Origin of the sequence: Pantoea sp. F_5, from assembly GCF_008631595.1 — a bacterium.
GTDB lineage: Bacteria > Pseudomonadota > Gammaproteobacteria > Enterobacterales > Enterobacteriaceae > Pantoea > Pantoea gossypiicola.
Genome location: NZ_VWUO01000011.1, coordinates 99,795 through 112,946 on the forward strand (window position 1 = coordinate 99,795; position 13,152 = coordinate 112,946).

Below are 13,152 nucleotides of genomic sequence, written 5' to 3' on the forward strand. Positions count from 1 at the left end.
GGGCTTATGGCAACAGATAGTTAATGCATTGTTAATCTATGGCAACAGAAGTTGGGCGAATTTTCCCGGAGTGTGAACCAGAGAAAAAGATTGCCGGAATTGGTCGGACCAAAATCAGCGGTTTCTCTCCGGGAATGCCCGCTGATAGCTGTGCGGATGAAAACGCAGATTAAGCGCAAACAGCAGCAGCGTGACCGTCGCCTGCAGAATCCAGACGCTGGCGAAATTTCCGGTGAGCGCATGCAGCTGACCGGCAATAAACGGCATGCTGCCCGCAATAATAAAGCCGACGCCCTGCATAAAAGCCACCAGCCGCGCGCCAGCCTGGGGCTGCTCCAGATGATCCAGCGCCAGCACCAGTGCCAGCGGAAACGCTCCGCCCAGCCCGAAGCCCGCCATCCCCGCCCAGAACCACGGTGCCAGCTGTGGTGCAAACAGGAAGCCGAGCATGCCGCAGAACTGCATGGCCAGGGCCAGCAGCAGTAATGGACGACGATCGCGGCCCCGCGCCAGCAACGGCAGTAGTAGCGCACCGGTAACCTGACAGCCGATCATCATGCCGAGCAGTGAACCGCCCGCCTGCGCACGCCAGCCAAGCTGATGGTAAAAATCGGGCAGCCAGGCAACACAGATGGCGTAACCGCCGTTCACCAGCCCGAAGCTCAGCGCCAGCGTCCAGGCGCGGGTTTTTCGCCACAGCGAAGGCAGCGCGGCGGCCTCCATGCGGGCTGCGGGCGGCGTGGTGGTGATCAACAGCCAGAGCAGGATAGCCAGCACCACCGGCAGTGCCCAGCTGCTCAGTGCCCCCTGCCAGCCAGCATGTGCACTCAGCCACGGCGAGACCGCCGCGCCAATCCCGCCGCCGCCCATCAGCGCCGCTGCCCATAGTCCGGTCACGCCCGCACTGCGGCTGCCAAAGCGCTGACGAATCAATCCCGGCATCGCCATCTGGACGATACCAATGCCCGCCCCACCCGGTACGGCAGTCAGTACCAGCCCGCGTCCGTCCGTCACAAACCATCGACTCACCAGCGCCAGCAGCAGCAATAACAGCCCGCCCGGCAGCAATTTGCGTATCGCAAAGCGCTGCATCAGCGGCGCACTGACCAGGGCAATGGCCCCCATCATCATCATCGGCACCGCAGGCAGCAGCGAGGCCGCCAGCGGTGACAGACCGATGCTCTGTCGCAGTTCACCGAGTAACGGACTGACCGAGGTCATTAGTGGCCGCATATTCAGCCCGGCCAGCACCAGCGCCGCCAGCAGCAGGTTATTATCTCTCTTCATATAAAATCTGCGCCATTAAAAGTTGCCAGCCTGACAACAGTCGCTACTATCTGGAAATGAAATATTACTCTGCCAGGTAGTGGAAAAATGAATCGTCAACCGATGTTCACTCCGCAACAGCTGCTCAGCTTTGTGGCGGTGTGCGAAACCGCCAGCTTTACCCGCGCCGCCGACCGGGTGCATCTGTCGCAGTCCACCGTCAGCCAACAGGTGCGGCGGCTGGAGGAGATGGTTGGCAAAGAACTGCTGGTCCGCTCCTCGCATCAGGTACAGATCACCGAAGAAGGCGAAAAACTTTTAGGCTACGCCCGGCGAATTATTGCCCTGAACGGGGAAGCGCACGATGTGCTGAGTGACCAGTGGCGCGATGGCGTACTGCGCCTTGGCGTGCCGGAAGATTTTGCCGCCCCCACGGCCGGTCTGCTGGCGCACTTCAGTCGCGATCATCCGCAGCTGCGGCTGGATGTGATGAGCGGTATGCAGGTGGAGCTTCGTCGTGCCTGGCAGCGTGAAGAGCTGGACATCATGCTGATTAAACAGCCCGCTGGCGACCGTCCGCTGGCGTCGCGTCCGGAACCGCTACTGTGGCTCGACAGTGCAGCGTGGCCCTGCTTTGAGCAGACGCCGGTGCCGCTGGTGCTGTTTCCCCAGCAGGGGCTTTATCGCGATGAGGTCTGTCAGACGCTTGATGCGCTGGGCCGAAGCTGGCGCATCAGCTACAGCAGCGCCAGCCTGGTCGCGCTGGCCGCCGCCAGTGCACAGGGGCTGGGGCTGACGTTACTGCCTGCCAGCTGCCGTCTGCCGGCGCATCGGGTTCTGGGGTCTGAACAGGGTCTGCCGGTGATTGATACCTTTGAACTGGCGCTGTTCTGCCGTCATCCGCAGGATCCGCTGCAGCGCGAACTGGCGGCGTCGCTGGCGGCATTCGGCAAGCTGCGCTGGCAGTGAAATATCGAATAGCCGTCAGTGGAAAATAACGCAGCAGGGCGAAGCGTCGTTTGTCAGATTAAGACCTTGTTCACTTTACAGGAGCCTCTGATGCCTATTTCCTCTTCGCCGAGCCGCCGTGATTTCCTGGGGCAAAGCGTTCGCTGGACCGCCGCAGGCGGCTTGCTGGCCGCCGGTCTCGGTCAGGCCAGTGCCGCCACCCGCTCATCGTTGTCCGCCATCAATCCCGACCAGCCTGCCGCCCTGCCCCGACAGGACCACTATCTGCTACGCAATGTGCGACTGGAAGAGGGCTTTATCCGCGAGGATGACGACGTCGTCGCGACCCGGACCGGTCTTTACGACATCAGCGTGCGCGACGGCAAAATTGACCAACTGACCTCGGCGGGCCAGGGTGACAGCACGCTACCGTCGTGGGATGCGCAGGAGGCGCTGCTGCTGCCCGCGACGCAGGATATGCATATCCATCTTGATAAAACCTTCTACGGCGGCCCGTGGCAGGCTCCACGTCCACGTCAGGGCAAAACCATCATGGATATGATTGCGCGCGAGCAGGTGCTGATTCCGCAGCTGCTGCCGCACTCCCAGGCCCGCGCCGAAGGATTGATCGCCCTGCTGCACGCCAAAGGCACCACCCGCGCCCGCAGCCATTGCAATATCGATCCGGTCAGCGGCCTGAGAAGCCTGGAACATCTGCAGGCGGCATTAGCCCGTCATCCCGCCTTTTCCTGCGAGATCGTTGCCTTCCCGCAGCACGGCCTGCTGCACTCGCAGGTTGATGGCCTGATGCGTGAGGCGATGCAGCACGGCGTTGAGTATGTCGGCGGGCTGGATCCCACTAACGTGGATGGCGCGATGGAGAAGTCGCTGGATGCCATGTTTCAGATTGCGCTCGACTATCAGCGCGGTGTGGATATTCATCTGCATGAAACCTCACAGGCTGGCGTGGCGGCGATTCAGTACATGATTGACACCGTGGCGAAGAATCCGGTGTTGAAAGGCAATGTGACGCTGAGCCACGGTTTTGCGCTGGCGACGCTCAACGGCAGTGCGCTGGATAAAATGATTGAAGGGCTGGCGGAGCAGCAGTTCAGCGTCGCTTCCACATTGCCGATTGGCAAGTTGACTATGCCAATACCACAGCTGCAGGCGGCGGGCATCAAAGTGATGACCGGCACCGACAGCGTGATCGATCACTGGTCTCCGTTTGGCACCGGCAGCATGCTGGAAAAAGCGAATCTCTATGCGCAGCTCTATCGTGGTTCGGACGAGTTCTCGCTGTCGCGGGCGCTGGGGATAGCCACAGACAATCGGCTCCCGCTTTCGGCCCAGGGCGAAAGACAGTGGCCGCAACCGGGCGATGACGCGAGCATGATGCTGGTAGCAGCAAGCTGTTCCGCTGAAGCCGTAGCGCGCATTTCACCGGTAGTGGCGACCTTTTCACGCGGTAAACCGGTCTTTGCCCTGGCATCGGCTTGAGCCTTCTCAGCTAGCGGCGAGATCGAGCCTGCTCAGGGAAACCGGTCAGAGCGGAAAGGCGCTTAAGCTGTCCCAGGCCGCGGGACGCTTTCCTCTTCTGACCGGCTTCCCTGCGCTTTAAGCTTGTTTATTGCTGATAGATTCCCAGTGCCCGTGGTTTACCCGCAGCGACGGTCCTGAAACGGGAAGCGTCTGCCCGATGTGAAGCGAAGGGAGCCTATGCCTGTAGCAAAGCATAGCGGGCCACAGATAGCGGTTTTGCGTCTTTGTCGAGGGCATATGCTCCCTGAAGCCTGCTCTGCGGCTAACACCTACCTGCTCAGGATTTGCCAGCAGCGACCTTACTGCCTAAACCTGTCCCCTGATACGCCTCCCAAAAACAACAGAGCCTCCACACGGGAGGCTCTGCATTTACCTGAGCGGAGTGCGGGTTACGCGCTTTTGGCCCATTGATCATTCGACATTAATTCCATTGCCAGCGCGTATAAGCGACGATCTTCCTGATCACAGGGCTCATCTTCCGCATAACAGCCGATCATGGATGCGATTTTATCCGCAGATAAACTCTCGCCATGAACATGCAGTGTCAGTACGGCGCGGCCTACTATTTTAAGCACATTTTCATGTGGTCCCTGGATGCTATTACTCAATGCAAATACCCTCTACCGGTCGTTGTACCAGGAATATGGCGCGATAAATATAAAGCAATTAGATCAGGATTTTTATCGGCACCAGTGGTGATATTTTTTAATGATTAATTCTATTACTGGAGTCTTAGTTGAGGATTTATCTGATTAACAATGAAATATTTTTTTAAAAACGGTCACTTATAAAATAATTACTGGCATTAACCGATCGTCACTCCGGAACACTTACGTTAAGCCGCCGTTAATCTATAAAAATAAACCACCTTTTTTCAGTAAACTTCAGCTTATTCCTAAGCGCACCGGCAGATTTAGTTTCATACCGCTAACCATCGAGGTTCCCGTTGCTGTCAGGCGTGCTTTCTGCCAGACTTGCCCCGCAATAATGCCCTACACTTTCAGCCTCAGAGGCCGCGCCCGTGACCGCTTTTTCTACCCTCAATTCGCTTCCCGATAGCCAGCTCGATAACCTGCGCGAGATGGGCTACACCAGCATGACGCCCGTGCAGGCCGCTACGCTGCCCGCCATTCTGCAGGGACGCGACGTGCGCGCGCAGGCAAAAACCGGCAGCGGCAAAACGGCTGCCTTTGGTATTGGTTTACTGCACCATATCGACAGCACCCGCTTTCAGACGCAGGCACTGATCCTCTGTCCGACCCGTGAACTGGCGGATCAGGTGGGCAATGTCCTGCGCCAGCTGGCGCGCTTCACACGCAACATCAAAGTCCTCACCCTGTGTGGCGGACAGCCGATGAGCGCACAGCGTGATTCACTGGTGCATCCACCGCATATTGTGGTCGGCACGCCTGGTCGTATCCTCGACCACATCAACCGCGAAAATCTCAAGCTGGACCAGCTCAGCACGCTGGTACTGGATGAGGCAGATCGGATGCTGGAGATGGGCTTCCTGAACGATATGGAAACGATCATTGAAGCGACGCCCGCCTCGCGTCAGACGCTGCTCTTTTCCGCTACCTGGCCCGACGGCATCACCGCTATCAGCACCCGCTTTCAGCGTGATGCGCTGAGCGTAGTGACTGAAGATGTCAGCGAGCTGCCGTCAATCGACCAGCAGTTCTTTGAAGCCAGCCACAATGAAAAGCTGGGCCTGCTGATCGCCCTGCTCAGCGATCGTCAGCCTTCATCCTGCGTGGTCTTCTGCAATACCAGGCGTGAATGTGATGATGTCGCTGCGGCGCTTAACGCGCGTGATATCAGCGCCCTGCCACTTCACGGTGACCTGGAGCAGCGCGATCGTGAACGTGTGCTTATTCGCTTCGCGAACGGCAGCGGCCGCGTGCTGGTGGCCACCGATGTCGCCGCGCGCGGACTCGACATCAAATCGCTGGCGATGGTGGTCAACTATCAGCTCGCCTGGGATCCTGAAGTTCACCTGCACCGTATCGGTCGTACGGCGCGTGCAGGCGAACATGGCGTTGCCGTCAGCCTGGTCGCGGCTGATGAGATGGCGCGTGCGCATGCGCTGGAAGATTTCCTGCAACAGAAACTGCCCTGGGTCTCGGCCAGCACGCTGAAAAAGGGCAGCAGCAAGCCACTGCCTGCCGCCATGATGACGTTATGCATTGATGGTGGCCGTAAAGCCAAGATACGTCCGGGAGATATTCTGGGTGCACTGACCGGTGAAGCGGGTTATCGCGCTGAGCAGATCGGGAAAATTGTTCTGACCCCGACCCATGCCTACGTAGCGATTGAGGCAAATCAGGCCAAAGCGGCACTGGTGAAACTTAAGCAGGGCAAAATCAAAGGCAAAACCTGCCGGGCGATTCTGCTGAAAGACTAAATAAAAGAGGGCGAGGTCATGACCTCGCCCGGTCTGTTATGGCTCTTCGATGCTTGACACATGCAGCGTGGTTTTATCCCCTTTGCCCTGTACCTTGCCACTGACGCGTACTTTGTCTTCAGCGGTGTAGGTTTTACCATCAAAGGTCTTCTTCGGGGCAATAATCGGTAACGTCCCGGTGTTATCGCGGAACTGATACCGCTCGCCCTGCTCTTTCTTCACGATGTAACCTTCCAGCGTCACATACCCGCCCTGACGGAAATCGCGGATCTGATCGATGTGGGTCTGACCGGTATCTTCAGAACCTTTATAGCCGGCATCCTGCTTGTGTTGCGGCGGCGGCGCATCGCCAGCTTTGTATCCGCCCTCTTCAGCTGAAACGCCCGCGCTCATCATCACCAGCAACGACGCTAAAATCACTTTTTTCATTTCACACTCCTTTATTGGAAAGGTGTCCATGTTGAACCTTAAGGGTTAAGCCTGGCACAATAATTGGCATTCGTTTTATTTCACCCTTCTCTTCTCACCTTTTTCCGTTTGCTGCCGATAACCTGTTCACACCCAATTTCACCAGCTGCGTTAATGCAGAGGCAACCATGGATAATTTTCAAAAAGAGATCGATGAAAGAGCGAACCTCGCGTTATCGAATAAGTTTGAGCTGCTGCTGTTTCGCTTAGGTTCCGATCAGCTGAAAGGCAAGTCTGAACTGTTTGGCATAAACGTCTTCAAGCTGCGTGAAATTGTACCGATGCCGACCATCACTAAAGCCGCGGGCATGCGTTCACCGCTGCTGGGTATGGCGAGTATTCGTGGTCAGTTCATTCCGGTGATAGACCTGCCTGCGGTAGCGGGCTGTGTGCCTGAAACCGGTCTTAACCTGCTGCTGGTGACCGAGTATGCCCGTAACACCCAGGCGTTTGCCGTGGAGTCAGTTGAGAACATCGTGCGTCTCGACTGGAGCCAGGTGCATACTGCCGAAGCCGGTATCGGTGGCCGCAATATTACCAGCATCGCCTGCCTGGACAGCGACAAGCAGAGCAACGAACTGGCGATGGTGCTGGACGTTGAGCAGATTCTGTATGACATCATTCCTTCAGTGCGCGGCGTTGAACCGGAAGCGGCCAGACCGCGTGCCTTCAACTATCGCCCTGGTGCGGTCGCCATTGTGGCAGAAGATTCTAAAGTGGCGCGTCAGCTGCTGGAGCAGGGTCTGAAGAGCATGGGTATTCCGGCGCTGATGTTTAACACCGGTCTGGAAGCCTGGGAAAAAATCAAGCTGATGAGCCAGGAAGCACAGGCTGCGGGCGAGTCGATTCACGACAAAATTGCGCTGGTCCTGACCGATCTGGAGATGCCAGAGATGGATGGCTTTACGCTGACCCGCAACATCAAGCGTGACCCGATTCTCAAGGTGCTGCCGGTGGTCATTCACTCCTCACTCTCTGGCAGCGCCAACGAAGATCATGTGCGCAAAGTGGGTGCCGACGGTTATGTGGCGAAGTTTGAACTGAATGAGCTGTCAGACGTGATTTTCAACGTTCTCGACACTGCCCGCTAAACAAATCCGGGCCGCGAAGAATGCCCGGTATATCTTTACTTTTAAACCAGCAGAATGACTGACCTGACCAGGAACCGACTATGCACATTGAAACTTTACCTGTTACACCGGCACCTGCTACCCCTTCTCCTCAGAAAGTGCTGCGTGGCCGTTTACGCCAGCTGGCCTGGATTACCGCCGTCACGTTAAGTCTCGCATTCTGGGCAGGCCTCTACTTCTTAGTTTTCTGAATCCAGTCCTGCTTGTCTGGATCGGGCCGTCAGCATTCCTGCTGACGGCCCTTTTTTTTGCCCGAGTTTCCTCTTTGTTTATTTGTTAACCCTTTCTGAAGCTTTTCAGTGACTATTCATTCACGCTCCGTTATTACTTAAAAAATATTAAAGGTACAACTGCGTGCTCCGATAACAGACTGTGCGAGATCACCTTTTTGCCTGCGGTTGTGACCACAGACATCAGCAAGGCACTGCGCACAACAGCAGAAAACCTGAGTGCTGCTAACAAACTGATTAATAATAAAACGGGGAAGAGAACATGTTCAGTATCAAGAATATGAAGGTCGGTATGCGGCTCGCAGCAGCCTTCGGTATTATTGTGACGTTACTGATAGTGATTGGCGTAACATCCATTACCAGAATTAACAGTATTAATACGGCGATCGCATCGATCATCGACGATCGCTATGTGAAAGTACGACTGGCATTTGATGTGCGCGACGGCGTGAACGATCAGATCAAATACCTGCGCGGCATGGTGATCGACACAACACACCCGGAAATGAATGTGAAGCGTTATAGCCAGCTGGATGAAGCCACGCAACGCACTAACATCGCGATGAAAAAGATTGAGGATATTCAGGTCACGCCAATAGGTAAGAAAAAGATCGCCGGTCTGCTGGCGTCTGCTCAGGCATTTGAGAAGGTTAAAGCTGAGCTGATCGCCCTGATTAAAGCAGGCGATTTTGATGCTGCCAGCACCTATGTCCTGAAATCGATGACCGCTACACAAAATAAATTTCTTCAGGATGCGGTGAATTTTGCCAACTCACAGGACTCACAGCTGCGCAGTGAAGGCCAGGGTATTGTGGAAAATGGACAGGCAGCCATCACCATCACGCTGATTTTTTCCGCGCTGGCCATTCTGGCCGCGATTATGCTGGGCTACTTCCTGACCCGATCTATTGTCCGTCCACTGGTTGCCGCGGTTGACGTCGCTGAACGCGTTGCCGCGGGCGATCTGAGTACCCAGATGCAGGTCACCTCGCGTGATGAAACCGGCGTCCTGATGCAGGCGCTGCAGCGCATGAACGATAACCTGCTGTCGATTGTGACTGAAGTACGCACCGGCTCAGACACTATCGCGGTCGCCTCTAATCAGATCTCCAGCGGTAACCTTGACCTCTCAACCCGCACTGAGCAGCAGGCCAGCTCGCTGGAAGAGACCGCCTCTGCCATGGAGCAGATGACGTCGACCGTGAAACACAATGCCGATAACGCGCGTGAAGCTAATCACCTGGTATCGACGACGTCCAGCGTAGCGCGAGAAGGTGGCGTGGTCATGGAGAAAGTGATCGAGAAGATGGAAGCGATCGCCCTCTCTTCACGCAAAATTGTCGATATCATCAGCGTTATCGACTCCATCGCCTTCCAGACCAATATCTTGTCACTGAACGCCGCCGTTGAAGCTGCGCGGGCGGGTGAACAGGGTCGCGGTTTTGCCGTGGTTGCGAGTGAAGTGCGTAATCTGGCACAGCGCTCAGCCTCCGCGGCCAAAGAGATTAAGGTACTGATTGAAGATTCGGTCGCTAAAGTCGATGAAGGCAGCAAACTGGTAACCCATGCGGGTTCGACCATCGGTGAGGTGGTGAACAGCGTGCAGAGCGTGGCAAATATCATGAGTGAAATCACCATTGCCAGCAGCGAGCAGAGCAGCGGTATCAATGAAATTAATCAGGCGATTACCCAAATGGAAGCGGTCACGCAGCAGAACGCCGCGCTGGTTCAGGAAGCGTCAGCCGCTTCACAGGCACTGCAGGATCAGGCTGAGCGTATGGCGCAGGCGATGAGCGTGTTTAATACCGGCAAGCTCGCACTGCAACCCGTGCTTCGCTGATTCACTTTTATGGCCTGCTCCGGCGGGCCTTTTTCAGATCGGTGATATTAAACGGGGGTTGACCCAAAAGTTACACAGAGAAGCTAAGGTATTCCGGCGGGTACAGAAGAAAGGATGAGGAATTGCGGATGGACACAGCAGAAACAAAAAAGGCCGCCAGAGGCAGCCTTTAATTACTGTAAATGCAACAACGCTATAAAGCTCACTAGCCTTTTCAGAAAGCGCGAAGCTGGCTCTGAATTGCAATCCTCGCCGCTTTCACCTGAACAACGACAGATTTGCAGAAAATGCATTTCGCTCCATGCGGGTTGGCTCTTGTAACATCAAAATGTGATGTACGAAACTGTGAGCCATTACAGTGAGGACATTTAAAAGTAATTTTCAGTCCTTAGAGACCAACAACGTTCGCAGCAGCTGGGCCTTTGGCACCATTTTCTACTGTGAATTCAACTTGCTGACCTTCGTCTAATGAACGGAAATCGGTGCCCTGGATTGCAGAGAAATGTACGAATACATCTTTGCTGCCATCTGCAGGAGAGATGAAACCGAAGCCTTTCTCTGCGTTAAACCATTTAACGGTACCGCGAATTTTGTTAGACATGCTTAAATCCTTAATATATCGAGCCTTCCGGCATAATGGCCTGAGAACAGATTTTAATCAGAACGTAAGAGAAGACTCAAAAAGAAGGGATGTCTCGCGACAAACTTAGAGATGAGAACTGCTTTGGTTACTTACTTTGATAGTGTCTGTTAATCAAACCGACAGTTCATTAGGCCACACTTCACCGGGCGACGCAAGCCGTAATTGAAATTAAACTCAAATACCGTTGCCCGGACAAAGGGGCGGGGCTTGAGCGCTGTTATAGCCCGCCCTGCCCTGCGCGGCCTCCCGGAAGGGAAGCTCATTCTTATAAATCGCCGTTCAGCCTGTTGAACAGAATTTTACGCATTCCCGCATCATCAGTGGGATCGAGATTAAGCCATGTTAGCGTCTGACGCTCGCTTTTCTGATCGTAGTCGGAGTAGACGCCATGAATCTCCCCTTTCTCCGGAGAGTAAAGAATGGCGATCGACTGCGCCGGGCAATTGTGCGGCTTACAGCCGGAGAGTAGCTGCCAGGTTTCACCCTTAATAGTGATTGTATTAGCCGGGGTACTGGTCCCGCCCTGCTTAACCCAGGCAGGGAAATCATGTCCGGCAATAAGCTGGTGATACGCCTGGCTGGTCTGCTTATTCATTATGAAATCATAAAGATAAGTTTGAGTTACAGCATCTACTAACATTGGCATGCCAGCTAATACTGCGACGATTAAAGCTTTATTCATCGGGTTTCCCTCTTAATCGCTGCGTTTTGCCTGTGTTAAACAGGACACTATCGGCTTTGCCACTGTTTGTCAGGCAAAGAACGCTTGCCATTGACGCTTCAGAGAGGCAGATCAAAAAAAGGGCGAGGCCGAAGCCTCGCCCAAAACATGCCAATCATCAATCGTAGTAAGGAACCTTGCGGTCAACGCCGTTGATATTGATCAGCACAAAACCGGTTGGCGCGGTTTTATTGGTCGGTGTACCCGCTGCAGTAGCGAGCGTAACGACCCCTTTTTCATTGGCACCGATGCCCGCCAGTCCATTGTGCATGCCGAAGCGTGCAGCGGGTTTCAGAGAGCCAACTTTGGTAATGTCCGTGACCACCGACATATCGGACTGGAACAACGAGCAGGAGCCGGTATCGAAGCGGGTTGGACCGGTGGTCTTCAGGTTGAACATGGTCTCGCCACTGTTGGCCTTCAGCTTGACCCATACCGCTGCATAGGTAGTTCCTACCCGGCTGTAACGGATGTCCAGTACGGAAGGCTGGCCCATGTGGTAAGCATCCGCCCAGACCGTTTCCAGTCGCTGCAGGTTGATCAGCGTTTTACCGGTAGCAGGCATATTTACGGGTGAACCGGCGGTACCGGACGGCGTAGTGGCATCCGCTTTCCCGATTAACTCCATCACCCATTGCTGGTTAGGCGCCGGGAAAAAGAGCTGCCCCAGCCGATACCAGTTATCGGTATCGGTGTTGTTCACCACTTTATAACCGCTGTAATAGCCGGCACGCAGCGAACCCGTCATGAACGTGCCGTAGTTCTCATCCCGACGATAGCCATATTCAAAGGTCGATAACCACTTACTTCCGGCCAAATCATTAGTGATTTTCGCCCCCGCCTGCAGGTTAATCTGACGCATCACCACGCGGGCATTGTTAAGATTGAGCGGTGTGGCACAATCCTCAATGTTGAGCGTATCGATGGTCCAGCCGCCGTCCGACAAATCCCCCGGGTTGGTGGTGTGCTCAATCCAGACATTTCGCATGATCCCCTGGGTAACACGCGGCATATAGATCGTAGCGTCGCCATAGCCCGACTGGAAGTTGGCGTTGCATAACTCAATGGCGGTTGAGTGGTCCCAGTTCCCCTTCGGTGTGTTTGACCAGCCGACATCAAACACGCGTGAATAGGTCGAGGAGCTGTAAATCTGATCGAACTTACTGTCGAGCGTATCCTGCAGCTTAAAGACGGTTCCCCCGGTACTTTGCGCCTTGAAGCAGAAGATATTGACGATCTGCCCGCCGACAATCGTATTTTCGAAGAATGGCTGCACGTTGCTGCACTGTTCAGGCGTAACGGTGACTTTGAGAGTGGTGTCGACAGTCCCGGCATTCGCTTGTCCGTGCCAGCAGATGCCTTTGATGACGATTTTGCGTGCATTAACCTTAAACACCGCACTCGCGCTTTTGTCAGAGACAATGGTGGTGCGCGGTGACGACCCGAGTTCGATATCATCACCTGCCAGACCAAAAAACGGCAACTCTGTATCGCTGATATCGATGGGTGAAATCAGGAAGCGGCCACCCGGAAAACGTACCGGCATCGCTTTCGCATAGGCGTTATAGGACTGCGTCCATGCCAGCATCCGCTTAAAGGCTTCAGTGTCATCGGTCACGCCATCCCCTCTCGCGCCAAAGTGCAGAATGTTAACTTCAGCAGGGTCGTTGATGGTGCGCTTCCAGTAGAAACCGTTACCCACCGCCACAGTACCGCCATCATCTTTCAGCGTAGTAGTGGAGAGAAAACCGACAAAGTCAGCACCACCCCGGAAGCTGGAGTCTTTGTCGTAATAGCGTTTCAGGCTCGCAACTTCACCTGATTTTGGCGGGACCGTGGTGCGCAGTTCAGCAAAAGAGTTAACTTCGATCATAGAATCCTCCTCAGGATCATTGGGATATCGCGCTGATTGTCAGCGCACTACTTAGCCGCAGCCGGATGGCCGCAAAGGGTGTCCCAC

At 55.0% G+C, this 13,152-nt stretch carries 12 protein-coding genes; 6 read left to right on the forward strand and 6 right to left on the reverse strand.

What is annotated here, in order from left to right:
• Positions 1-114 precede the first annotated feature (114 nt).
• On the reverse strand, positions 115-1,287 hold the full coding sequence (locus tag F3I44_RS15745; RefSeq protein ID WP_150013047.1) for a cyanate transporter: 1,173 nt from the start codon (positions 1,285-1,287) through the stop codon (positions 115-117).
• Between the two features lie 87 nt (positions 1,288-1,374).
• Here F3I44_RS15745 and F3I44_RS15750 point away from each other — a divergent pair, with 87 nt between their 5' ends.
• The 3 genes from F3I44_RS15750 (at position 1,375) to dbpA (ending at position 6,160) form a co-directional block, all read left to right on the forward strand.
• Complete coding sequence (locus F3I44_RS15750) at positions 1,375-2,235, forward strand: LysR family transcriptional regulator (protein ID WP_150019479.1); 861 nt, start codon at positions 1,375-1,377, stop codon at positions 2,233-2,235.
• Between the two features lie 90 nt (positions 2,236-2,325).
• Positions 2,326-3,714: an amidohydrolase gene (locus F3I44_RS15755; RefSeq protein ID WP_150013043.1), complete on the forward strand. Its 1,389-nt coding sequence runs from the start codon at positions 2,326-2,328 to the stop codon at positions 3,712-3,714.
• Between the two features lie 1,063 nt (positions 3,715-4,777).
• Positions 4,778-6,160: an ATP-dependent RNA helicase DbpA gene (dbpA, locus tag F3I44_RS15765; RefSeq protein WP_150013041.1), complete on the forward strand. Its 1,383-nt coding sequence runs from the start codon at positions 4,778-4,780 to the stop codon at positions 6,158-6,160.
• Positions 6,161-6,196: 36 nt separating this feature from the next.
• Here the strand turns inward: dbpA and F3I44_RS15770 are convergent, their stop codons facing one another.
• Complete coding sequence (locus tag F3I44_RS15770) at positions 6,197-6,589, reverse strand: YgiW/YdeI family stress tolerance OB fold protein (RefSeq protein ID WP_150013039.1); 393 nt, start codon at positions 6,587-6,589, stop codon at positions 6,197-6,199.
• 167 nt (positions 6,590-6,756) lie between these two features.
• Between F3I44_RS15770 and F3I44_RS15775 the strand changes: the two genes are divergently transcribed.
• From F3I44_RS15775 to F3I44_RS15780, 3 genes are all read left to right on the forward strand, one after another.
• Positions 6,757-7,719 carry a chemotaxis protein gene (locus F3I44_RS15775; RefSeq protein WP_013356916.1) on the forward strand — a complete coding sequence of 321 codons (963 nt, stop codon included), beginning with the start codon at positions 6,757-6,759 and terminating at the stop codon, positions 7,717-7,719.
• Between the two features lie 80 nt (positions 7,720-7,799).
• Positions 7,800-7,949 carry a hypothetical protein gene (locus tag F3I44_RS23760; RefSeq protein ID WP_190285954.1) on the forward strand — a complete coding sequence of 50 codons (150 nt, stop codon included), beginning with the start codon at positions 7,800-7,802 and terminating at the stop codon, positions 7,947-7,949.
• 301 nt (positions 7,950-8,250) lie between these two features.
• Positions 8,251-9,828 carry a methyl-accepting chemotaxis protein gene (locus tag F3I44_RS15780; RefSeq protein ID WP_150013037.1) on the forward strand — a complete coding sequence of 526 codons (1,578 nt, stop codon included), beginning with the start codon at positions 8,251-8,253 and terminating at the stop codon, positions 9,826-9,828.
• Between the two features lie 214 nt (positions 9,829-10,042).
• On the opposite strand, the gene F3I44_RS23945 is transcribed toward F3I44_RS15780, so the two are convergent.
• The 4 genes from F3I44_RS23945 to F3I44_RS15800 form a co-directional block, all read right to left on the reverse strand.
• Positions 10,043-10,213, reverse strand: coding sequence for a cold-shock protein (locus F3I44_RS23945; RefSeq protein ID WP_150013181.1), 171 nt, complete (start codon positions 10,211-10,213; stop codon positions 10,043-10,045).
• A 3-nt stretch (positions 10,214-10,216) separates the two neighbouring features.
• Positions 10,217-10,429: an RNA chaperone/antiterminator CspA gene (gene cspA, locus F3I44_RS15790; protein ID WP_003854408.1), complete on the reverse strand. Its 213-nt coding sequence runs from the start codon at positions 10,427-10,429 to the stop codon at positions 10,217-10,219.
• 307 nt (positions 10,430-10,736) lie between these two features.
• A complete protein-coding gene (locus F3I44_RS15795; RefSeq protein ID WP_223811682.1) occupies positions 10,737-11,066 on the reverse strand; it encodes an Ivy family c-type lysozyme inhibitor in 330 nt (109 codons plus the stop codon).
• Positions 11,067-11,310: 244 nt separating this feature from the next.
• Positions 11,311-13,065: a glycosyl hydrolase family 28-related protein gene (locus F3I44_RS15800; RefSeq protein WP_150013033.1), complete on the reverse strand. Its 1,755-nt coding sequence runs from the start codon at positions 13,063-13,065 to the stop codon at positions 11,311-11,313.
• Positions 13,066-13,152: the final 87 nt, after the last annotated feature.

Coding starts and splice junctions, on each gene's coding strand:
- F3I44_RS15745 (WP_150013047.1), bottom strand. CDS start 1,287: ATGAAGAGAGATAATAACCTGCTGCTGGCGGCGCTGGTGCTGGCCGGG.
- F3I44_RS15750 (WP_150019479.1), top strand. CDS start 1,375: ATGAATCGTCAACCGATGTTCACTCCGCAACAGCTGCTCAGCTTTGTG.
- F3I44_RS15755 (WP_150013043.1), top strand. CDS start 2,326: ATGCCTATTTCCTCTTCGCCGAGCCGCCGTGATTTCCTGGGGCAAAGC.
- F3I44_RS15770 (WP_150013039.1), bottom strand. CDS start 6,589: ATGAAAAAAGTGATTTTAGCGTCGTTGCTGGTGATGATGAGCGCGGGC.
- F3I44_RS15775 (WP_013356916.1), top strand. CDS start 6,757: ATGGATAATTTTCAAAAAGAGATCGATGAAAGAGCGAACCTCGCGTTA.
- F3I44_RS23760 (WP_190285954.1), top strand. CDS start 7,800: ATGCACATTGAAACTTTACCTGTTACACCGGCACCTGCTACCCCTTCT.
- F3I44_RS15780 (WP_150013037.1), top strand. CDS start 8,251: ATGTTCAGTATCAAGAATATGAAGGTCGGTATGCGGCTCGCAGCAGCC.
- cspA (WP_003854408.1), bottom strand. CDS start 10,429: ATGTCTAACAAAATTCGCGGTACCGTTAAATGGTTTAACGCAGAGAAA.
- F3I44_RS15795 (WP_223811682.1), bottom strand. CDS start 11,066: ATGAATAAGCAGACCAGCCAGGCGTATCACCAGCTTATTGCCGGACAT.
- F3I44_RS15800 (WP_150013033.1), bottom strand. CDS start 13,065: ATGATCGAAGTTAACTCTTTTGCTGAACTGCGCACCACGGTCCCGCCA.